Origin of the sequence: Kribbella soli, assembly GCF_004331345.1 — a bacterium.
GTDB classification, from domain to species: domain Bacteria; phylum Actinomycetota; class Actinomycetes; order Propionibacteriales; family Kribbellaceae; genus Kribbella; species Kribbella soli.
This window is the reverse complement of record NZ_SJJZ01000002.1, coordinates 440,895-459,728: the sequence shown is the minus strand read 5'-3', so window position 1 is coordinate 459,728 and position 18,834 is coordinate 440,895. Positions and strand designations below refer to the sequence as shown.

Here is an 18,834-nt window from a genome sequence, read left to right as displayed (position 1 = left end):
AGGTGTCTAAGGCAACCATTGGACTGACCGTCGCGCATCGCCGGTACGTTCCGTACAGCCATGCGCACTACGCCGGGAACCTGGTCGACGGCGCGTACGTGCTCGCGCTGTTCGGCGACGTCGCGACCGAGGTGTGCATCCAGGCGGACGGTGACGAGGGACTGTTCGCGTCGTACTCCGACGTGCAGTTCCTGCAGCCGCTGCGGGCCGGTGACGTCGTCGAGGTGAAGGCAGTCATCACCCGGGTCGGCAACCGCAGCCGCGACCTCGACTTCAGCGCGTACGTCGTGTGCCGCGGACGTCCGGACCAATCCGAATCGGCGGCCGAGGTGCTGGCCGAACCGTTGGAGATCACGAGGGCCAAGGGAACCGTCGTCGTACCGGTTGGGTGACGATTGGTTGCCCAGGGTAACGATCACGTGGAGTGCCGATACCGCTCTGTAACGTGACTCGGCTGAAGGATCCTCGTTTTCCCTTGTAGGGCAGGCGATAGTGTTACAACGGGCTCAAAGAGCCGGGGGAGAGGTTGACACCGTCGCCGCCAGCGAGCATCGTTTTGGGAGTCGTCATAACCCGTTTGTGCAACGGTCACACGAAGTTCGGCCGCCGGATGATCCCGCGACGCTGACCAGGCCAAAGCCAGGCTTGAGTCGACGGGGGCTGAGATCGCCGGCGGTGAGCCCCCCGCGGGGCAGAGGTGGAAGAGGCTCGGCGGCCAGTAGACAACAGCCCGACAGTGCGCAGCCAGCGCATCGACGGTTGGTCCGAAGGCACGCCGAGCCTCTTTCCTCCCTTCCGGCCCCCGCCCTCCGAATCCCAGGCGTGTAGTTCTCCGCCCCTCGGTCCGGACACCTTCTGGCTACTGACCGGATACATTGGCGTGCCCCGGACGTTGTACGGTCATGCGACCGGCGTCCGCCGGTGGAGTGAGGACAAGGGGTACGGCGTGGACCGGTTGAAGGCGCTGGGGCGGCTGCTGCCGCGGGTGGCGGTGGCCGTGGTCGCCGGCGGTCTGCTCGGCTTCGCGTTCGAGCCGCACGACCACCCCTGGCTCACGATCATCGCCGTACCGCTGTTCCTGGCCGCGCTGAACGGGATCTCGATGAAAGCCGGCTTCCTGGTCGGCGCCGGGTTCGGGATCGCGTACTACGCCGTTCTGGTCCCCTGGCTGAGCATCATCGGGGGCGACGCGGCGATCGCGCTGGCGATCCTCGAGGGGCTGTTCTACGCGGTCTTCGGGTTGTTCGCGACGCAGGTGCTGAAGCTTCGGCTGTGGGCGTTGTGGATCCCGTGCCTGTGGGTGGCGACCGAGTTCGCGACCGCGTCGGTGCCGTTCGGCGGCTTCCCGTGGGGCCGGCTCGCGTGGGCGTTCTCCGACGAGTCCCTGGGCAAGCTGGCCGCGTACGTCGGCATCCCGGGCCTGAGCTTCGTCGTCGCGTTCGTCGGCGTCCTGCTGTACGCCGTACTGCGCCGGGGGACCGCGCTGCGCCTGCGCGCCGTGGCTCTCGTCGCGGGGCTGGCGATCGTGTTCGGGAGTGCCTTGATCCACCTGTCGATCGAGGGCGACGGCAAGACCGTGCGGGCCGCGATGGTGCAGGGCAACGTGCCGGGCAAGGGGCTGGAGTTCCTCGGCCGCGCCCGGACTGTCACGCGGAACCACATGAACGCGACCCTCGACCTGCAGAAGCGGGTCCAGGCCGGCACCGAGATGAAGCCGGACCTGGTGATCTGGCCGGAGAACTCGACCGACATCGACCCCTACAAGGACGCGGAGACCCGCGCTGACATCGAGACCGCGGTGAAGGCGGTCGGCGTACCGATCCTGGTCGGCGCCGTCACCGAGGGGCCCGGGGAGAACGAGCGGCAGACGACCGGCATCGTCTGGGATCCCGCGACGGGGCCCGGGCAGCGGTACGCGAAGCGGCACCCGGTGCCGTTCGGTGAGTACATCCCGTTCCGCGACCAGTTGCTGCCCTACATCAAGCGGCTCGAGATGATCGGGGCCCAGACCGTGCCGGGCGTCGGTCCGGGCGTAATGCCGATCCGCGGGGTCACGTACGGCGACGTGATCTGCTTCGAGCTCGCGTACGACAACGTCATCCACGACGTGGTCAAGGGCGGCGCGCAGGTGCTGATCGTGCAGACCAACAACGCGACGTACGGCGGAACCGGTCAGCCCGAGCAGCAGTTCGCGATCACCCGGATGCGGGCGATCGAGACCGGGCGCACTGTGCTGATCGCGTCGACGAGCGGGATCTCCGGCGTGATCCGTCCGGACGGCACGGTCGAGCACAAGTCGGCGCAGTTCGTGCCGGACGTGTACGTCGCGACCGTTCCCGTGCAGGACGGTCAGACGCTGGCGACGATCCTCGGCGGCTGGCCGGAGTGGGTCCTCACCGGACTCGGTCTGCTCGGTCTCGCGCTGGCGCTGGTCAAGCGCCGCCGCGGGCGCACGGACAAGACCCCGCCGCCGGCTGCGACGCCCAGCCGCGAGAAGGTCCCGGTCTGAGTCAGGGTTCACTCAGGGTTTGCTGTGCCCACTCGTTCCGTACGCTGGTGTCTCAGGCAGGAAGGGGTAGGACATGCCGTGGTTTGTGGCGCTTGCGTTGCTGGTAGTGCCGATTGCGGAGATCTTCGTGATCATCCAGGTCGGACAGGTGATCGGCGGGTGGCCGACGGTCGCGCTGCTGCTGGTGGAGAGCGCGCTCGGCGCGTGGCTGATCAAGCGCGAGGGCCGGCGGGCGTGGCGGGCGCTGCAGAGCTCGTTCGAGACCGGGAAGATGCCCGGCCGGGAGCTGGCTGACGCCGCCCTGGTCCTGGTCGGCGGGACGCTGCTGCTCACCCCGGGCTTCATCACCGACATCTTCGGCTTCTTCTTCGTCCTCCCCTTCACGCGCCCACTGGCCCGCCGCGCCATGACCGCCTTCTTCGGCCGCCGCGTCGCCACCCAACTAGGCGGCCCCGGCCTCGGCACCTTCATCCCAGGCGCCGGCACCCCCGGCCCACAACGCCCAACAGATGACGTGGTCCAAGGCGAAGTCATCGACCCCGACAAGAAGTAGCCCCACATCCCGCGGCACCTGGGTTAGGTGCGGCAGGAGGTCAGCACAGCCAAGGGGCGTGACCGGCGGCGTTGGTTGGAGGAGACTGGCGCAGTCGGCTTCGAGGCTTCGGGCGAGAGGCGGGGTGCGGGGTGCAGCTGCTCGGTCGGCGTCTCGTCGCCTGGTTGCGGGGGCGGGATCCCGGGCTTGGTGCGACGCGCCGGGCCGCGCGGACCGCCGTTGTCATGCCGGTCCTGTTCGCGTTCTGCGCCGTGGTTCTGCAGGCTCCTGCGGTGGCGACGTTCGCGGCGTTCGGGGCGTTCGCGATGTTGCTGCTGGTCGACTTCTCGGGGTCGATGGTTCAGCGGATCCGGGCGCAGGTTCAGCTGGCACTGGCCTGGCTCGTGCTGGTCTCGCTGGGCACGGTCGCGGGCCGGTCCGTCTGGTCGGCGATCATGGCCACAGCTGTCGTGGGGTTCGTCGTCCTGTTCTCCGGGGTCGTCAGCTCGGTCCTGGCCGGCGCGGGTACGTCGTTGCTGCTCGCATTCATCCTCTCGGTCTCCACGCCGGCCCCGCTGTCGACGCTGCCGGATCGGCTGGCCGGCGTCTCGATCGCTGCTGTGGCAGCGGTCTTCGCCGTCTGGCTGCTTTGGCCGAAGCCGTGGGCCGACCCGCTCGCGGCGCCGGCGGCACGCGTGTGTCGAGCGGCGGCGGCGCAGTTGCGTTCGGAGGCGCGGGACTCGATCGAGGTCTGCGCCGTACGCACGGAACAGACCGCGACCCTGATCGACGAGCTGCGGCGTACGTTCACCGCCACGCCTTATCGGCCGACCGGTCTGTCGACCGGGTCCAGGGCGCTGGTGCGGCTGGTCGACGAACTGACCTGGCTGAGCGCGATTCTCGACGATCCCGGTCCTGCAGCTCCTCCTGTGGACGACGCGGAGTCCGCCGCCGTCCACCTCGCGGCCGCTGAGGTCCTGGAACGCTGCGCGGAAGTGCTCGAGGACCCGAAGCTCGACGGGCTCTCCGCAGCGAAGGACGTACTTCAGGATGCCGTGGCGTCCCTCGAGGAGCGGGCCGTAGGTCGGCTGCCGTCGACGTACGGATCGCCTGCCGACCTTCTCGGAAGACTCAACGTGCCGTTCAGAGCTCAGGAGATCGCCTTCGGCGTGCTGCTGATCGCCCAGAACGTGGAGACCGCCCGGATCGCTGACCAGCGCAGCTGGACGGATCGCCTGCTCGGCCGGGAACCACAGTCACTCGCCGGGCCGGTCGTCAGCGCCGCCGAACGGGCTGCCGCCCATCTCGAGTCGCATTCGGTCTGGCTGCACAACAGCATCCGCGGCGCGGCCGGTCTTGCCGCCGCGGTCGCGCTCGCGAACCTCACCGGGGTCCAGCACGGCTTCTGGGTCATCCTCGGCACGCTGTCGGTACTGCGATCGAACGCGCTCAACACCGGCCAGAACGCGTACCGCGCCGTCGGCGGCACCGTGGTCGGGTCGATCGTCGGCGCAGCTCTCCTGCTCCTCATCGGCGACAACCAGGTGGTCCTGTGGGTGCTGCTCCCGCTCGCGGTCCTGCTGGCCGGCATCGTGCCCGCGGCGATCTCGTTCGCGACCGGGCAGGCCGCGTTCACGGTCACGCTGGTCATCCTCTTCAACATCGCGCAGCCGGAAGGCTGGTCGTTGCTCCTGTTCCGCATCGAGGACATCGCGCTCGGCTGCGCGGTGAGTCTGCTCGTCGGCCTGCTGTTCTGGCCGCGCGGCGCGTCCACCGCGGTCGGGAAAGCGTTGGCGGAGGCGTACGTCGACAGCGCGCAGTACCTCGTCAGCGTCGTCGGGTATGCGGTCTCCTGCTGCGCGCCCGGGCCGCCGGCGCCACAGGACGGGCGACGGGCAGCGGCCGCGGCGCGTCGATTGGATGACACGTTCCGTACGTACCTCACCGAGCGTGGCGCGAAGCCGGTGCCGCTGAGCGAGATGACCGCGCTCGTCACCGGTGTCGTGGGCATCCGGTTGGCTGCTGACGCCGTACTCGAGCTGTGGGAACGGTACGCCGATGGCCGGCCGCCGTCCGACGACCGCGCCGCCGCGCAGGCCACGCTCGTTGCGTCGGCGGACCGGCTGCTGCAGTGGTACTCCGCTCTCGCCGCCGCCCTGGACGGCCAAGGCCGCGTGCCCGAGCCGCTGCCGCACGATCTTGTCGGCAAGCGCCGTCTGGTGGAGGCCGTACGGCAGGACCTGTACGACGCCGACGGGCAAGCAACGCCGACAGCGATCCGGATCCTGTGGACCAATGCGCATCTCGACGTGGTCCGCCGCCTGCAACCGAGCCTCGCGCTCGCAGCCGGCCGAACCAGCACAGCGCCTGTCGAGCAGCCCGACGCCCGCGGGACCAAATTGGTCAGGCGGTGAAGGGGCCTTTCGGGGTGAAGGCGTGCTGGGTGAACCGGTCTGCGATGAGTTGCTGGGTGGGGCCGTCGGGGTGGAGGTCGTCGGGGAGTGGATGGGCGAGGTTGTCCGCCTCGCCGTACAGCTCGCGGCCGTCGAGGTGGTGGAGGTTCGGGTCTGTCAGGGCGCGTTGAGTGAGGATGCGGGCGAGTTCGGCGCGGATGATCGACAGGGTGAGTTTGCCGGCCGGGATCTCGTCGGGGTTGCCCGTGGCCGTGAAGCGGAGTTCGCCGGCAGCCAGGGCTGACAGGTCCCAGCTGGTCGGTCCGGGGGTGTCCTCGTGGATCGGGCAGAGGATGGGGGAGACGACCAGCAGCGGCGTGTCGGGGTGGCCGTCGCGGATGGTGTCGAGGAAGCCGTGGACGGCCGGGGTGAAGCTGCGGAGACGCAGTCCGTCGCTGTTGACGATGTTGATGCCGAGTTTGAGGCTGATCAGGTCGGCGGGCGTGTCGCGGATGGTGCGGGCGATGAACGGCTGCAGGTACGCGCTGCCGCCGAAGCCCAGGTTGACGAGTTCCACACCGGCCTGAGCGGCGGTCAGGGCCGGCCAGGTGCCGGTCGGGTGGGTGGCGTTGGAGCCGTGGCTGATGGAGCTCCCGTGATGCAGCCAGACCCGGCGCGCGGCCGGCACCGGCTCGACCGGAGCATCGGTGCGCAGGGCAACGAGTTCAGTGGTCTCGTCGTGCGGCAACCAGATCTCGACGGTCTTCGGTACGGCGGCCAGCCCGGCGACTCGTAGCGTGTCGGGTTGACCGGGCCGGGTCTCGGTGGCGCCCGTCATCAGGTCGATAGTGATCACATCGCCGCCGCTGGCGGTGAGCTGCGTCACCAGCTGGCCGTCGACGAGTACGTCGTACACGCCGTCCGGACGTGGGGGAGCGCCGACGTAGTCCCGCTTCGTCGGCAGCGTCTCCAGCTCGACGACGGTGGCCGACGTACGGAAGACGAGGCGTACGCCGGAGGGCTGTGACTCGACCATCGACATCTGGCCGTCGTCGTACTGCGCTCGCGCCCAAGCCGGCAGGCGGTGCGGCAGGATGCCGCGGTCGGTCTGCTCGAGGTCGAGCGCACCGCGGAGAAGGCGGGGGGAGATGGGGGTGGTGATCATGTCAGCTCCAGCTGCGGAGGAGGGTGTCGAGGGCGTCGATGATGCGTGGCCAGCTGTCGCCGGCGCTGGGCTCGCTGTGCGAGAAGGAACCAGCGAGCTCCAGGGTGATGTAGCCGTGGATCGTGCTGCCGAGGAGCCGTACGGCGTCGGTCTCGGTGGGCTCGTCGAGGTCGTACCCACGGAGGACGGCGCGGACGAGCTCCGAGTGCCTACGCCCGGCAGCTACGTACTGCTCGCCCAGAACTGAGGCAGCGGCGGTGTGGCGGGTGGCTGTGTAGCGGCCTGGGTGGGTGCGGGCGTAGTCGCGGTACACGTCGGCGAGGGCGTGCAGGGCGTCGCGGCCCGCGCGCCCGGCCACGGCGGTGGCAGCTTGGTCGGCCAGCTCGGTGAGGGCGACTGTGGCGATGCGGGCCTTCAGGTCGTCGGAGTTGCGGACGTGCGAGTACAGGCTCGCCACCTGGACGCCGAAGTGCCGGGCCAGTGCGGACACGGTGACCTGTTCGAAGCCGACCTCGTCGGCCAGCTCGGCACCGGCCTGCGCCAGCCGCGCACCGCTCAACCCCGCTCTTGCCATAGCTCATTATGTAATTGCCTAAGCCCTTTAGGCAAATCAGAACAAGAAGAAACCCCCACCGCGCCGTTGCGGTGAGGGTTTCCCGATGGATCAGGCCGTGCGCTTGGTCCGGTGCAGGTGCGCCGGGCCGATCTCGCCCTTGCGGAGCAGCTCGACCCGCTCGGCCAGCAGCTCCTCCAGCTCCGAGATGCTCCGGCGCTCGCGCAGCATGTCCCAGTGCGTACGGGCCGGCTTCTCCTGCTTCGGCTCCGGCTTCTCACCGGTGGACCGGGCGGCCTCGCTGCCGCAGTGCGGGCACTCCCAGATCGCGGGCACCTCGGCGTCGTGCGCCATCGTGACCTCGACCACGTGGCCGCGGGGGCAGTCGTACGTGATCATCTGGCGCGGCGCGAACTCCACACCGCGGTCATCCTCGAAGCTGACCCCACCCAGCCCCGAACCACGCAGTACGCGATTAGACATGTCAAACCTCCGAGATCGTCATCCGAGCCAACGGTCGGCCAGCCCGGATCATTCCCATTTTGGCATGTCCGAGCCATATGTACGCACCTGACACCGACGTCGTGACCTGCTGTCATCGAGTGTTCACAGATCACGGTGTGTCGTGGACCGCCCGATGTACGACGCACCAAATCGATACCTGGTTCACAGCCTGTTGCCAGGAATCGAGGATCTCCTCCTCAGCAACCGACCTTAGCCTCAGCGTCCATGGTGCTACCCCGCCACAAGCTCCGTGGCCTCAGTTTCGTGAACGTGGCCCTGGTGGCCATCGTGCTCGCCATCGCCGTCACCGCCTACTTCCTGTTCTTCAAGAAGGATCCGCCGGCCGCCAGCGCGACCCGGCCCTCGGTGACCGTGCAGCGTGGTGAGGTGACCGCGAGCGTCAGCTCCAGCGGCACGCTGCAGAGCTCGCAGACTGCGTCCCCGCAGTTCGAGACGTCCGGCACGGTGACGCAGGTACTCGTCAAGGTCGGCCAGGTGGTGGCGAAGGGTGCCGCGATCGCGAAGGTCGACCCGTCCGCCGCCGAGCGGCAGTTGCGGATCGCCCAGCAGAACCAGATCGCGTCCGCGAACTCGGTCACCGCCGCCGAGGAGACGCTCAGCGACGCGGAGGACGCCCTCGAGGAGGCCGAGGAAGCCTCCGCCTCGCCCTCGCCGACACCCACCCCGAGCGACGGCCAGCAACAGCAGACCCAGCAGTCTCAAGGTCAAGGTCAGAGTCAGAGTCCGCAAGTTGCCGTCAGCAACGCCGAGGCGAGCCTGGCGAAGGCGAAGGCGGACAAGGAACAGTCCGACCAGAACGTCGAGGCAGCCCAGGCCGCGGTCGACGCGTCCACGCTGAAGGCGCCGATCGCCGGCACGATCACGGCGGTCAACGGCGCGGTCGGCTCGGTGGCCGGCGGGTCCAGTTCGAATTCGAGTTCCAGTTCAGGCAGCAGCGGGCAAGGCTCGACCTCAGGTCAAGGTTCAGCCTCGACCTCTGGTACGTCGACCACCTCCGGCACCGGCTTCGTGGACATCGCCGACCTGAAGGCGCTCCAGGTGGTGGCCGCGTTCGCCGAGGCCGATGCGATCAAGATCAAGGCCGGCCAGACCGCGACGGTCACCCTGAACGCCGAGCCCGGTACGACGCTCACCGCCGCGCTGGCGACCGTGTCGCCGACCCCGACCACCACCAACGGCGTGGTCTCGTACTCGGCCACCTTCAGCCTCGCCAAGCTGCCGGCCAACGCCCGGATCGGCCAGACTGCGAACGTCACGGTCCAGACCGCGAAGGCGGTAAACGCCCTCTACGTCCCGAGCACGTCGATCGCGACCAGCGGTACGACGTACACGGTCACGATGGCCGACGGCAGCGGGACGCGTGAGGTGCAGGTCGGCGTACGGGGTGACAGCTACACGCAGATCACGTCGGGCCTGAACGAGGGCGACCAGATCGAGCTGCTGCAGGGCGCGATCGGCGGCACCGGGACCCAGAACGGCCAGGGCCGGCAGGGGCAGCAGCCTGGCGGCGGCCAGTTCCCGGGCGCGGGCGTCGGCCAGGGAACGGGCGCCGGAGGCTTCCGTGGCCGCTGAGTCCCTGATCGAGATCCGGGACGTCACCAAGACGTACGGCCAGGGTGAGACCGCGGTGCACGCTCTCCGGGGCGTGTCGCTGCGGGTCGAGGCCGGCGAGTACATCGCGGTGATGGGCTCGTCCGGATCCGGCAAGTCGACGTTGATGAACATCCTCGGCTGCCTCGACGTACCGACCCGCGGGGAGTACTGGCTCGACGGCAGCGACGTGGCCCGGCTGAGCGAGGACCAGCAGGCGCTCGTCCGCGGCCGGAAGATCGGGTTCATCTTCCAGTCGTTCAACCTGATCCCGCGCACCACCGCGCTCGCGAACGTCGAACTGCCCCTCACCTACGCCCACCTGCGCCGCGGCGAACGCCGCAAGCGGGCCAACCGCGCACTCGAACTCGTCGGTCTCGCCGACCGCACCGGGCACCGGCCCAACGAGCTGTCCGGCGGTCAGCAGCAACGGGTCGCGATCGCTCGGGCCCTGGCGACGGGTCCGCGGATCCTGCTCGCCGACGAGCCGACCGGCAACCTCGACGCCCACTCGACCGACGAGGTGCTCGGCATGTTCGACGACCTGCACGCCGACGGCCGCACGATCATCGTGATCACCCACGAGCACGACGTCGCGGCCCGCGCCCGGCGGCTCGTGCAGGTCTCCGACGGCCGGATCGTCGCCGACGAGGTGACCCGCTGATGTCCCCACGCGACCTGATGGGCGCCGCGCTCCGCGGCCTCACCGCGAACAAACTCAGATCGCTCCTCACCGTCCTCGGCGTCTCGATCGGCGTCGGCGCGGTCATCGTCCTGGTTGCTGTGGGCAACGGCTCCGGCAAGGCCGTGCAGGCCCGGCTCGAGGCGATGGGCACCAACCTGCTCACCGTCTCCACGACCGGCGGCGGAGGCGGCTTCCAGCGTGGCCAGGCCGGACCGGCGGCCCAGCAGTACAGCCTGACCCTCGACGACTCCGCCGCGCTGGCCGACAAGCAGCTCGCGCCGGACGTCTCCGCGGTCGCCCCGGTGATGACGAGCAGCGGTGCGACGGCGACGAACGGCGACACCAGCTACACGGTGAACCAGGTGATCGGTACGACGCCGGAGTACATGACGGCCACCAACACGCCGGTCGGGACCGGGGCGTCCTTCACGCAGCAGGATGTCGACACCTCGCAGCGGGTCATCCTGCTCGGACAGACGACTGCTACCGAGCTGTTCACGCGGCCGGCGAGCGCGGTCGGTCAGACGATCAAGCTCGGTGCCGTGGACTTCGTCGTCAGGGGGGTGCTGGCGAGCAAGGACAGCACCGGGTTCAACGACCCGAACGCGACCGCCATCGTGCCGATCAGCACGCTGCGCGCGACCCAGGCAGGGTACGGCGCGCTCAGCCAGATCGTCGTACAGGCCGTGGACAAGGATCGCGTCGACACCGCGCAGTCCGAGGTCACGCAGCTGCTGACCGCACGCCACAAGGTTCCCGCCACCGAGACCTCGCCGTTCCGGATCACGAACTCGGCGCAGATCCTGCAGACCAGCCAGGACACCGCGGCGACGTTCACAGCCCTGCTCGCGACCGTGGCCGCGATCAGCCTGGTCGTGGGCGGGATCGGCGTCACCAACATCATGCTGGTCACGGTCACCGAACGGACCCGGGAGATCGGGATCCGCAAGGCGCTCGGCGCCCGGCGGCGGACGATCCTCGGCCAGTTCCTGATCGAGGCGACGCTGCTCAGTCTGATCGGCGGCGCGGTCGGGGTCGGGGCCGCGCTGATCGTCACTCGCTTCCAGCTGGCCGGCGTGCAGCCGGTGCTGGTGCCGTCGTCGATCGGGCTCGCGCTCGGCGTATCCGCGGCGGTCGGCCTGTTCTTCGGCAGCATGCCGGCGCACCGAGCCGCCGGTCTCCGTCCCATCGATGCACTACGTCACGAGTGAGAGGCACCTTCTGATGAGCAACCAGACGCCCGACGAGTTCGCGCAGATCGGGTCCGACGAGGAGGTCGACGCGGCGCTGAAGCCGAAGAAGACCCTCAACCTGCCGCTGGCCACGGCGATCCTGACCGGGATCGTCGTCCTCGCCATCGGCCTCGGCAGCGGCGCCGGGCTGCATGCGGCGTTCGCCTCGGACAGCTCGTCGAACCAGCCGCAGACCGGTGGTCGCGGCGCCGGCGGGTACGGCGGGTTCCGGGGCCAGAACGGGTACGGCCAGAACGCGCCCGGTCAGGGCCCCGGAGGCGCGCAGGGCGGTGGCGGGACGGTCGGCACGGTCGTCTCGGCGACGAGTTCCGAGCTGGTCGTGAAGACCCAGTCCGGCAACGTCACGGTCAAGCTCACCGGCGACACGACGTACGAGATCACGTCGAAGGGCACCGCGGCGGACCTGAAGGCGGGGGAGCAGGTCGTCGTCAGCGGTCAGAACGCCAACGGCACGATCACCGCGAACACGGTCCGCCAGGGCGCCTTCGGCGGCTTCCGCAACCCGTCCGCCACTCCGTCCGCACGCTGAGGATCCCCAGGCCATCACAATCGCACGCCCACCGCGCCGCTGAGCGCGACGCCGGTGTCCGGCGGCACATTGTGATGGCCTGGCGATCCGCACCTGCCGTGCGCCCGGCCAGCACCCCGGCCGGGCGCACGTTCACCTCCGGGTGGCGGTGAAGGTGACGGCGGTTGAGTCGAGGGTGAAGCTGCCGCCGACGGCGTCGATCGCTGCGCCGGTGCCTTCGAGTACGGCGTCGAGTTTGCCGGCGTTGGCGAGGGGTTTGGCCATGCCGCTCGTGCGGAGCTGGTCGAGCCACTCGTCGCGGGTGTACGTGCGCGACCAGGGGAACGTTGCGCGCGAGACATCGGTGAACGCGTCGGTCAAGCTGTCGGCTGTTCGATCGAGGAAGTGTTCGTACGCGCCGAGGGGCGAAGCGGCGGCCCGCGCAGCGGCCGGGTTGTCGGGCAGTACGTCGCGCTGCACCGCGGCGAACGCGGCACCGAGGTCGGCCGGCGGCTGCAGGACGTACCAGAAGACAGCGAACGTCCCACCGGGCCGGAGCACGTCGGCGGCCTTCGCGACGCCGACCGCGGGGTCGATCCAGTGCCACGTCATCCCGGCGACGAGCGCATCGAAGGTACGGCCGGCCGCATCCCAGGTCTCGAAGGGGGAGACCTCGACATCGACGCCCGTGGAGCGCGCGTATGCCGCCATTCGCTCGTCGACCTCCACCCCGAGTACCCGCCGCCCGGCTTCCTGCAGTTGACGCGCGACGATCCCGGTCCCACACCCGACGTCGAGGAAGTCCTTTCCGGGGGCCTTGGCAACAATCGCCTCGATCAGAGCACCGGGGTAGCGGGGCCTGGCACGGTCGTAGAGCGCCGCATCGGCGCCGAACGACTCCGCCATGTCCCGTCGCTGATGCGGGTCGGTTCCGGAGGGTGATGGTGGCGGTAGAGTGGGCATGTGCCCACGATAGTGGGCGGTTGCCCACTTGTGTCAAGGGACGGTGCGAATGCCTACCGGCGTGGCGATGCGGGATGCCCGGGAGCAGCTGTTCGACGCGGCCGAGCGGGTCCTGCTCCGGGACGGTCCGGAGGCCCTCACGAGTCGCGCGGTGACGACCGAAGCCGGGTGCGCGAAAGGTCTGCTGCACAAGCACTTCACGGACTTCGACGGCTTCCTCGCCGAGCTCGTCCTCGACCGGATCCGGCGCCTCGACGACCAGGCCGAAGTGCTGCTGAAGGCCGCGGGGCAGGGGAGTGTCGTCGACAACCTCACCACGATGCTGACCGACCTGTTCGGCTCGGTCGCCGTCGCGATCGTCAGCCTGACAATCTCCCGCGATGGCCTGCGCGCGCGGTTGCGGGAGGCCGTGCCCACTGGTGTGCCGATCCTCAGTGAGGCCGGCCAGGCCATCCGGGACTACCTTGCCGCCGAGCAGACCTACGGCCGCATTCGGTCGGACGCCAACACCGACGTACTCGGCCTGACGCTGATCGGGTCGACCCACATGATGTTCGCCGACCGCACGGGCACCCGCCCGACGGCCGACGAAGTACGCGCCTTCGTGAACTCCGTCGTACCGGCCTAGCCGCTCCCGCCCGAGCCAGCGATCCGATGAGTCATTGACTCGTTTGCCTGGAAAGCGCTATCTTCCGACGAAATGAGGCCCAAAAAGTACAAATGTGGGGGAAGTTGGCATGACAGTGTCCATCATTAGGTCATTCAAGACGGTGGCCGCGGGGGTGGGGATCGCCCTGACGCTTGCCGCCTGCGGTTCGGGCGGCGCCGGTGCCGGCAAGGCCGAGCAGGACCCGTCGGCTCCGCTGGAGCTGTGGGCCCGCACGACGCCCGGTGGCGACGGCGAGAAGGGGATGAAGAAGCTGGCCGCGGCCTTCGAGGCGGCGACCGGCAAGAAGGTCGAGGTCACGGCGATCTTCGACGACTTCGAGACCAAGCTGTCCCAGCGGGCGGCGCAGAAGGATCTGCCGGACATCGTCATGAACGACTCGTCCCAGCTGGGCACGATGGTGAGCCAGGGGATCGTCCGCGAGGTCGACCTGTCCGCGATCAAGGGCAGCGACCAGCTGCTCGAGCCGGCGCTGGCCGCCGCCCGTGCCACTGACGGCAAGACGTACGGCGTCCCGTACTCGGCGCAGGCCTCCGCGCTGCTGATCCGCAAGGACTGGCTGAAGAAGGTCAACCTCACCGCACCGACGAACTGGGACCAGATGGTCGCCCTGGCGAAGGCCTTCACCACCCAGGACCCGGACGGCAACGGCAAGGCCGACACCTACGGTCTGGCGGTGCCCGCCTCGACCAAGCGCGGATACGCCTCGTGGTACTTCTCGAACTTCCTCTGGGCCGCCGGCGGTGACTTCATCGCCAAGCAGGCCGACGGGAAGTACAAGCCCGCGATGTCGACCGCAGAGACGGTGGCCGCGACCAGGTGGTTCCGCGACCTCGCCTGCACCTCCAAGGTCATCCAGCCGGGCGCCGCGACCATGGACACGCCGCCGACCAACGAGACCTTCGAGGCCGGCAAGACCGGGATGTACGTCGTCGGTCCGTACCTGATGCCGCGCTTCGACTCCTCGCTCGGCAAGGACAAGTACGACGTCGTCGCGATGCCGAAGGGCCCGAAGGACTCGACGGTGCTCGCCGAGGGCGGCAGCGTCTACCTGATGGCCGGCTCCAAGAACGAGGCCGGGCAGAACGCCTTCGCCGGCTACGCGATCTCGGCCGAGGGCCAGAAGATCGGTATGGAAGGCGAGAAGGCCTTCATCGTGCAGCTGCCGGTGAACAAGACCGTCGACATCGCCACGGTCCGCCCCGACCCGCGGTGGAAGCTGTACGCCGACGTGTACCGCGAGCACGGCCGCTACGCCCCCTCGATCCCCAACTGGACACCCGTCCGGCAGAGCACCGCGGATACCGTGAACGCCTTGATCGCGGACTGCGGCCTGGACGTCGACGCAGAGCTGAAGAAGCTCGACCAGAAGCTGACCGACACGCTCAGCCAGCAGGGCATCAGCGCGTCATGAGTGTCCGGGAGGCGGCGCCGGTGACGGTCCCGGCGCACGCTGCGCCGGCGCCCACCGGGCAGCTCCAAAGGTCTCGCAGGAGCGGGCAGTGGTGGGTTCCGTGGCTGTTCCTGGCTCCGGCGCTGGTGCTGTTCGTGTACTTCAAGTTCATCCCGATGGCGCAGGCGATCGGCATGTCGGTACAGGAAGTCCGGCCGTACCTCGGCAACACCTGGGTCGGCGGCGCGAACTACACCGAGATCCTGAGCTCGGAGGGGTTCCGGTCCGCCGCGTGGAACACGGTCGTGCTCGCGGTCGGCCAGACCTTCGGGTCGATGGTGCTCGGTTTCTGCCTGGCCCTGCTGGTGGAGGGCCAGACCCGCAAGCTGACCTTCATCCGGTCGGCGGCCTTCCTGCCGGTCGTCGTACCGCTCGCCGTGGTGGCCGAGCTGTGGCGGATCATGTACCACCCGACCGGCGACGGTCTGATCAACCAGCTGATCGGCCTGGTCGGGCTCGGTCCGTCCGGGTTCATCAACGATCCGCACACGTCGCTCGCCTCGATCGCGGTGACCGGGATCTGGCGTGGTGCGCCGTACGACATGATGATCTTCCTGGCCGGGCTGGCGGGGATCGACCGCGGGCTGTACGAGGCGGCCACCGTGGACGGCGCCTCGACCTGGAAGCGGATCCTGCATGTGACGCTGCCCGGTCTCCGGCCGGTGTTCGCGATCTTGTTCGTGCTGGCGGCCGTGCGTGGGTTCCGGACGTTCACCGAGGTGTTCCTGCTGACCAACGGCGGGCCGAACGGCTCGACCGAGGTCGTGATGACGCTGATCTACAAGCTGGGGCTGGAGCAGAGCCGGCTCGGCGTCGGCTCGGCCGGTGCGGTGCTGCTGTTCGCCGCCACGCTCGTCCTGACCGTGTGCGTCCAGCTGCTGCGACGGAGGAGGTCCGCATGAGTGCCGCCACCGAGACCGCGCTGGGACTCACCGAGAGCAAGGGCGTCGGCGCCCGGATCGCGAAGTTCGTGATCTACGCCGGGCTGTTCACGGTCTTCGCGGGGCCGTTGCTAGCGCTGCTAGTGGGGTCGTTCAACCACGTGTCGGATCCGACGCAGCTCAGCGTCGTACCGAAGACACCGACCCTGGACAACTTCCGGATCGCGTTCGACCACGGCGTACTGCGGTATTTGCTGAACTCGTTCTTCGTGGTCGGATTCGGGCTGCTGCTGCAGGTGGCGGTCTCGGTCCTCGCCGGCTACGCGCTGGCCCGCAAGAAGTTCCCGCTGATGACGCTGGTGATGGTCGCGATCCTGGCCACGATGATGCTGCCCGAGGAGATCCTCGCGCTGCCGCTGACCCTGGTGCTCGCCGACCTGCCACTGGTGCACCTCAACCTGATGGGGACGCTGGCCGGCATGATCGTGCCGCTCGGCGCGTGGGCGTTCTCGATCCTGGTGATGACCGAGTTCATGAAGGACGTGCCGCCCGAGCTCGAGGAGGCGGCCCGGATCGACGGCGCCGGCGAGCTGCGGATCTTCGGTCAGATCATCCTGCCGCTGTGCAAGCCGGCGCTCGGCGTGATCGGGGTGTTCGGTTTCACGATGATCTGGGACCAGTACCTGCTGCCGTTGCTGGTGGCCCAGAACTCGTCGGCGTACACGCTCCCGCTGGCGTTGCGGACGCTGCGGATCGACCAGGCCGTCACGCCCGGCGTCGTACTGGCCGCGTCGTTGCTGGCGCTGCTCCCGTCCGTGCTGGTGTTCCTCTTCTTCTAACGTTCGTTCGCCCGAGGCCTGACCTCCGGCGCACTCAAGGGGTGAGACATGCATCGTCGTACCTTCCTCGCAACAACAGGTGTCATCGCGCTGACCACATGGCCCGCGCTGCCGGCGATGGCCGGCTCACAAGGCCGGCTGGTGCGCTCGCTGGAGGAGCTCCAGGCGGCGATCGTCCGCGCGACGCCGGGCAGTGTGATCACGGTTGCCAACGGCACCTATGAGGTGGCGGAGCCGATCGCGATCACCGGCAAGCGCGGTTCCCGCGACGAGCCGATCGTCGTACGGGCGGAGTCGGTCGGGGGCGTGGTGCTGACCGGTGAGCAGAGCTTCGTGTTCGCGTCGTCGTCGGACGTCACGATCAGCGGGTTCGCGTTCCGGCAGCGTACGACGCTCGACGTGCCGCCGGACTGCCGACGGATCCGGCTCACCCGCAACGACTTCCAGCTGGCCGATATCGAGGGTCTGCACTGGGTGATGGTGCGGGCGGACGACTCGACGATCGATCGCAACGAGTTCCACGGCAAGTCCACGCTCGGCATCTACCTCGGCATCGAGGGCGCCGGGACGGACGCGATGGCCCGCGGGGTGCGCATCACCCGGAACTACTTCCGCGACCACACGTTCCCCGGTGACAACGGCGGCGAGCCGATCCGGCTCGGAGTCAGCCCGCGGGCGCTGTCGACGGCCGGTGCGGTCGTCGAGTTCAACCTGTTCGAGCGCGCGAACGGCGATCCCGAGGCGATCTCGGTGAAGTCGTCGGGCAACACCATCCGGCACAACACGATCCGCGACAGCCTGGGCGGCATCGTGCTGCGGCACGGCAACGCGACCCGGGTCGAAGGCAACTATCTGCTGTCGGGTGAGAACGGGATCCGGATCTACGGCAACGACCACCTGATCGTGAACAACTACATCGAGCAGATCAGCGGCGCCGGCGTCGTACTGGGCAGCGGCAACGTCCGGGACCATTACCCCGGCGAGCCGGCCGACTCGCGGCGCGGCAACGACGCGCCGGACCGGGTGCGGATCGCGCTGAACACCGTGCTCGACTGCGAGTCCGCTGTCGTCGGCGAGAGCCACCGGACCCTGCCGCCGCTCGGCTGCGCCGTGACGGACAATCTGTTGGTGGCAGACAACGGGCAGTTGGTGAACATGCCGTTCCAGGACGGCATCACCTGGTCAGGCAACATCCACTGGGGACAGGGCACGGACGGCAACGCACCCGCCGCCGGCTTCACCCGCGTCGACCCACGGCTCGCGCCAGGACCTGACGGGGTACGTCGGCTCACGGCGGGCAGCCCGGCGATCAACGCGGCCTCCCGGTCGTACCCGGAGGTCGCCGCTGACCTGGACGGGGACCACCGGACCGGTCGCGCAGCGGATGTCGGCGCGGACGAGTACTCGGCCCGCCGTCCGACGTACCGACCGTTGACCTCGAGCGACGTCGGGCCGCACGCGCGATGAAGACAACGCAGAACGCGGTAGGGGAGCAGGAGATCATCCGGACGTATCTCGACCGGCTCCGGCTGGACCTGGTCGTCGCGGCCCGGATCACCAAGGTGCACCGCGAGTGGTCCCGGGCTCTGATGCCGGATCCGTTCTCCCGCCTCTATCTGATCCTGGAGGGGGAGGGGCGTCTCGTCGTAGGGGACCAGGAGCTCTACCCGCGGCCCGGCGAGCTCGTCTACATGCCGGCCGACGTGCCGGTTTCGTACGAGACGATCAGCGACAACGTTTTCCGCAAGCACTGGCTGCACTTCTCGGCGTTGATCGGCGACCGGGACATCGGCGAGATGCTGACGCTGCCGTACATCGTCCCGAGCAAGGCGCCCGAGGAAGCCGCGGCTCTGTTCGAGCAGGTCGGTGCGGCGGACCGGGATCCGCCAGGTCTCGCGACGCCGCTGCGGCTGCGTTCGGCGCTGACGGCGCTGTTCGCGCACTACCTGGACAGTGCGCCGCCCGGCTCGGTGCGGTTGTCGGAGCGGCAGACGAGCGAGTCCGAGATCGTGCAGTACATCCAGGACAACCTGTCCACGCTGCCGAGTGTCGAGGAGCTCGCGGCCGTGTTCGGCTACGACCTGGCGAGCTTCATGCGGCACTTCCGCACCGAGTTCGGGTTGTCGCCGAAGCAGTACATCAAGCGGGTCCGGATCGAATGGGCCCAACGCGAGCTGACGGCGACCGCGCGTCCGATGGAGGAGATCGCGGCCGCCGTCGGGATGGATCAGTCCTACTTCTCGAAGGTGTTCCGTCAGGTGAGTTCGGTGACCCCGAGCGCGTACCGAAAGTTGTACCGCCCACACAACTAGGAGCCT

General features: G+C 68.9%; 18 protein-coding genes. 14 read left to right on the top strand and 4 right to left on the bottom strand.

From position 1 onward, the window contains the following. Positions 1-2: 2 nt before the first annotated feature. The 4 genes from kal to E0H45_RS16420 all read left to right on the top strand — a co-directional run bounded on the left by kal (position 3) and on the right by E0H45_RS16420 (position 5,455). A complete protein-coding gene (gene kal, locus E0H45_RS16435; protein WP_131338203.1) occupies positions 3-392 on the top strand; it encodes a 3-aminobutyryl-CoA ammonia lyase in 390 nt (129 codons plus the stop codon). A 488-nt stretch (positions 393-880) separates the two neighbouring features. Then, positions 881-2,509, top strand: a complete 1,629-nt coding sequence (gene lnt / locus E0H45_RS16430; protein WP_238155046.1) for an apolipoprotein N-acyltransferase — start codon at positions 881-883, stop codon at positions 2,507-2,509. Between the two features lie 73 nt (positions 2,510-2,582). Continuing rightward, the gene (locus E0H45_RS16425) at positions 2,583-3,062 is read left to right on the top strand and encodes an FxsA family protein (protein WP_131338202.1); all 480 of its coding nucleotides are present in this window, start codon (positions 2,583-2,585) and stop codon (positions 3,060-3,062) included. Between the two features lie 131 nt (positions 3,063-3,193). Continuing rightward, positions 3,194-5,455 carry an FUSC family protein gene (locus E0H45_RS16420; RefSeq protein ID WP_202872364.1) on the top strand — a complete coding sequence of 754 codons (2,262 nt, stop codon included), beginning with the start codon at positions 3,194-3,196 and terminating at the stop codon, positions 5,453-5,455. Here E0H45_RS16420 and E0H45_RS16415 read toward each other — a convergent pair. The 3 genes from E0H45_RS16415 to E0H45_RS16405 all read right to left on the bottom strand — a co-directional run bounded on the left by E0H45_RS16415 (position 5,445) and on the right by E0H45_RS16405 (position 7,635). Next, positions 5,445-6,599 (bottom strand): SGNH/GDSL hydrolase family protein, encoded by a 1,155-nt coding sequence (locus tag E0H45_RS16415; RefSeq protein ID WP_131338201.1) that lies wholly within the window; start codon positions 6,597-6,599, stop codon positions 5,445-5,447. The genes E0H45_RS16420 and E0H45_RS16415 overlap by 11 nt on opposite strands. Position 6,600: 1 nt before the next feature. Further along, positions 6,601-7,173, bottom strand: coding sequence for a TetR/AcrR family transcriptional regulator (locus tag E0H45_RS16410; protein ID WP_131338200.1), 573 nt, complete (start codon positions 7,171-7,173; stop codon positions 6,601-6,603). A 90-nt stretch (positions 7,174-7,263) separates the two neighbouring features. Then, positions 7,264-7,635, bottom strand: a complete 372-nt coding sequence (locus tag E0H45_RS16405) for an RNA polymerase-binding protein RbpA (RefSeq protein ID WP_131296220.1) — start codon at positions 7,633-7,635, stop codon at positions 7,264-7,266. Positions 7,636-7,881: 246 nt separating this feature from the next. On the opposite strand from E0H45_RS16405, the gene E0H45_RS16400 reads away from it, so the two are divergent. Genes E0H45_RS16400 through E0H45_RS16385 form a run of 4 tightly spaced genes read left to right on the top strand, consistent with a single transcriptional unit; the run spans position 7,882 to position 11,734 of the window. Beyond that, positions 7,882-9,249 (top strand): efflux RND transporter periplasmic adaptor subunit, encoded by a 1,368-nt coding sequence (locus E0H45_RS16400; protein ID WP_131338199.1) that lies wholly within the window; start codon positions 7,882-7,884, stop codon positions 9,247-9,249. Next, on the top strand, positions 9,239-9,931 hold the full coding sequence (locus tag E0H45_RS16395; RefSeq protein ID WP_131338198.1) for an ABC transporter ATP-binding protein: 693 nt from the start codon (positions 9,239-9,241) through the stop codon (positions 9,929-9,931). The genes E0H45_RS16400 and E0H45_RS16395 overlap by 11 nt, the downstream gene beginning before the upstream one ends. Next, the gene (locus E0H45_RS16390) at positions 9,931-11,163 is read left to right on the top strand and encodes an ABC transporter permease (RefSeq protein WP_131338197.1); all 1,233 of its coding nucleotides are present in this window, start codon (positions 9,931-9,933) and stop codon (positions 11,161-11,163) included. The genes E0H45_RS16395 and E0H45_RS16390 overlap by 1 nt, the downstream gene beginning before the upstream one ends. Before the next feature lie 13 nt (positions 11,164-11,176). Further along, on the top strand, positions 11,177-11,734 hold the full coding sequence (locus tag E0H45_RS16385; protein ID WP_131338196.1) for a hypothetical protein: 558 nt from the start codon (positions 11,177-11,179) through the stop codon (positions 11,732-11,734). 132 nt (positions 11,735-11,866) lie between these two features. Here the strand turns inward: E0H45_RS16385 and E0H45_RS16380 are convergent, their stop codons facing one another. After that, positions 11,867-12,676: a class I SAM-dependent methyltransferase gene (locus tag E0H45_RS16380; protein ID WP_131338195.1), complete on the bottom strand. Its 810-nt coding sequence runs from the start codon at positions 12,674-12,676 to the stop codon at positions 11,867-11,869. Positions 12,677-12,725: 49 nt separating this feature from the next. On the opposite strand from E0H45_RS16380, the gene E0H45_RS16375 reads away from it, so the two are divergent. The 6 genes from E0H45_RS16375 to E0H45_RS16350 all read left to right on the top strand — a co-directional run bounded on the left by E0H45_RS16375 (position 12,726) and on the right by E0H45_RS16350 (position 18,828). Further along, positions 12,726-13,304, top strand: a complete 579-nt coding sequence (locus E0H45_RS16375) for a TetR/AcrR family transcriptional regulator (RefSeq protein ID WP_131338194.1) — start codon at positions 12,726-12,728, stop codon at positions 13,302-13,304. A gap of 142 nt (positions 13,305-13,446) precedes the next feature. Continuing rightward, positions 13,447-14,757, top strand: coding sequence for an ABC transporter substrate-binding protein (locus E0H45_RS16370; protein ID WP_238155045.1), 1,311 nt, complete (start codon positions 13,447-13,449; stop codon positions 14,755-14,757). After that, positions 14,754-15,698 (top strand): carbohydrate ABC transporter permease, encoded by a 945-nt coding sequence (locus E0H45_RS16365; protein WP_131338192.1) that lies wholly within the window; start codon positions 14,754-14,756, stop codon positions 15,696-15,698. Before E0H45_RS16370 ends, E0H45_RS16365 begins: the two co-directional genes overlap by 4 nt. Continuing rightward, positions 15,695-16,516: a carbohydrate ABC transporter permease gene (locus tag E0H45_RS16360; protein ID WP_131338191.1), complete on the top strand. Its 822-nt coding sequence runs from the start codon at positions 15,695-15,697 to the stop codon at positions 16,514-16,516. The genes E0H45_RS16365 and E0H45_RS16360 overlap by 4 nt, the downstream gene beginning before the upstream one ends. A gap of 48 nt (positions 16,517-16,564) precedes the next feature. Next, positions 16,565-17,983 (top strand): polysaccharide lyase 6 family protein, encoded by a 1,419-nt coding sequence (locus E0H45_RS16355; protein ID WP_131338190.1) that lies wholly within the window; start codon positions 16,565-16,567, stop codon positions 17,981-17,983. Next, positions 17,980-18,828: an AraC family transcriptional regulator gene (locus E0H45_RS16350; RefSeq protein WP_131338189.1), complete on the top strand. Its 849-nt coding sequence runs from the start codon at positions 17,980-17,982 to the stop codon at positions 18,826-18,828. The genes E0H45_RS16355 and E0H45_RS16350 overlap by 4 nt, the downstream gene beginning before the upstream one ends. Positions 18,829-18,834: the final 6 nt, after the last annotated feature.

Excerpts from the sequence above, each read along its gene's own strand:
- E0H45_RS16405 (WP_131296220.1), bottom strand. The coding sequence starts at position 7,635 with ATGTCTAATCGCGTACTGCGTGGTTCGGGGCTGGGTGGGGTCAGCTTC.
- E0H45_RS16400 (WP_131338199.1), top strand. The coding sequence starts at position 7,882 with ATGGTGCTACCCCGCCACAAGCTCCGTGGCCTCAGTTTCGTGAACGTG.
- E0H45_RS16355 (WP_131338190.1), top strand. The coding sequence starts at position 16,565 with ATGCATCGTCGTACCTTCCTCGCAACAACAGGTGTCATCGCGCTGACC.
- E0H45_RS16390 (WP_131338197.1), top strand. The coding sequence starts at position 9,931 with ATGTCCCCACGCGACCTGATGGGCGCCGCGCTCCGCGGCCTCACCGCG.
- E0H45_RS16415 (WP_131338201.1), bottom strand. The coding sequence starts at position 6,599 with ATGATCACCACCCCCATCTCCCCCCGCCTTCTCCGCGGTGCGCTCGAC.
- E0H45_RS16365 (WP_131338192.1), top strand. The coding sequence starts at position 14,754 with ATGAGTGTCCGGGAGGCGGCGCCGGTGACGGTCCCGGCGCACGCTGCG.
- E0H45_RS16410 (WP_131338200.1), bottom strand. The coding sequence starts at position 7,173 with ATGGCAAGAGCGGGGTTGAGCGGTGCGCGGCTGGCGCAGGCCGGTGCC.
- E0H45_RS16385 (WP_131338196.1), top strand. The coding sequence starts at position 11,177 with ATGAGCAACCAGACGCCCGACGAGTTCGCGCAGATCGGGTCCGACGAG.
- E0H45_RS16350 (WP_131338189.1), top strand. The coding sequence starts at position 17,980 with ATGAAGACAACGCAGAACGCGGTAGGGGAGCAGGAGATCATCCGGACG.
- E0H45_RS16380 (WP_131338195.1), bottom strand. The coding sequence starts at position 12,676 with ATGCCCACTCTACCGCCACCATCACCCTCCGGAACCGACCCGCATCAG.
- E0H45_RS16425 (WP_131338202.1), top strand. The coding sequence starts at position 2,583 with ATGCCGTGGTTTGTGGCGCTTGCGTTGCTGGTAGTGCCGATTGCGGAG.
- E0H45_RS16360 (WP_131338191.1), top strand. The coding sequence starts at position 15,695 with ATGAGTGCCGCCACCGAGACCGCGCTGGGACTCACCGAGAGCAAGGGC.
- E0H45_RS16375 (WP_131338194.1), top strand. The coding sequence starts at position 12,726 with ATGCCTACCGGCGTGGCGATGCGGGATGCCCGGGAGCAGCTGTTCGAC.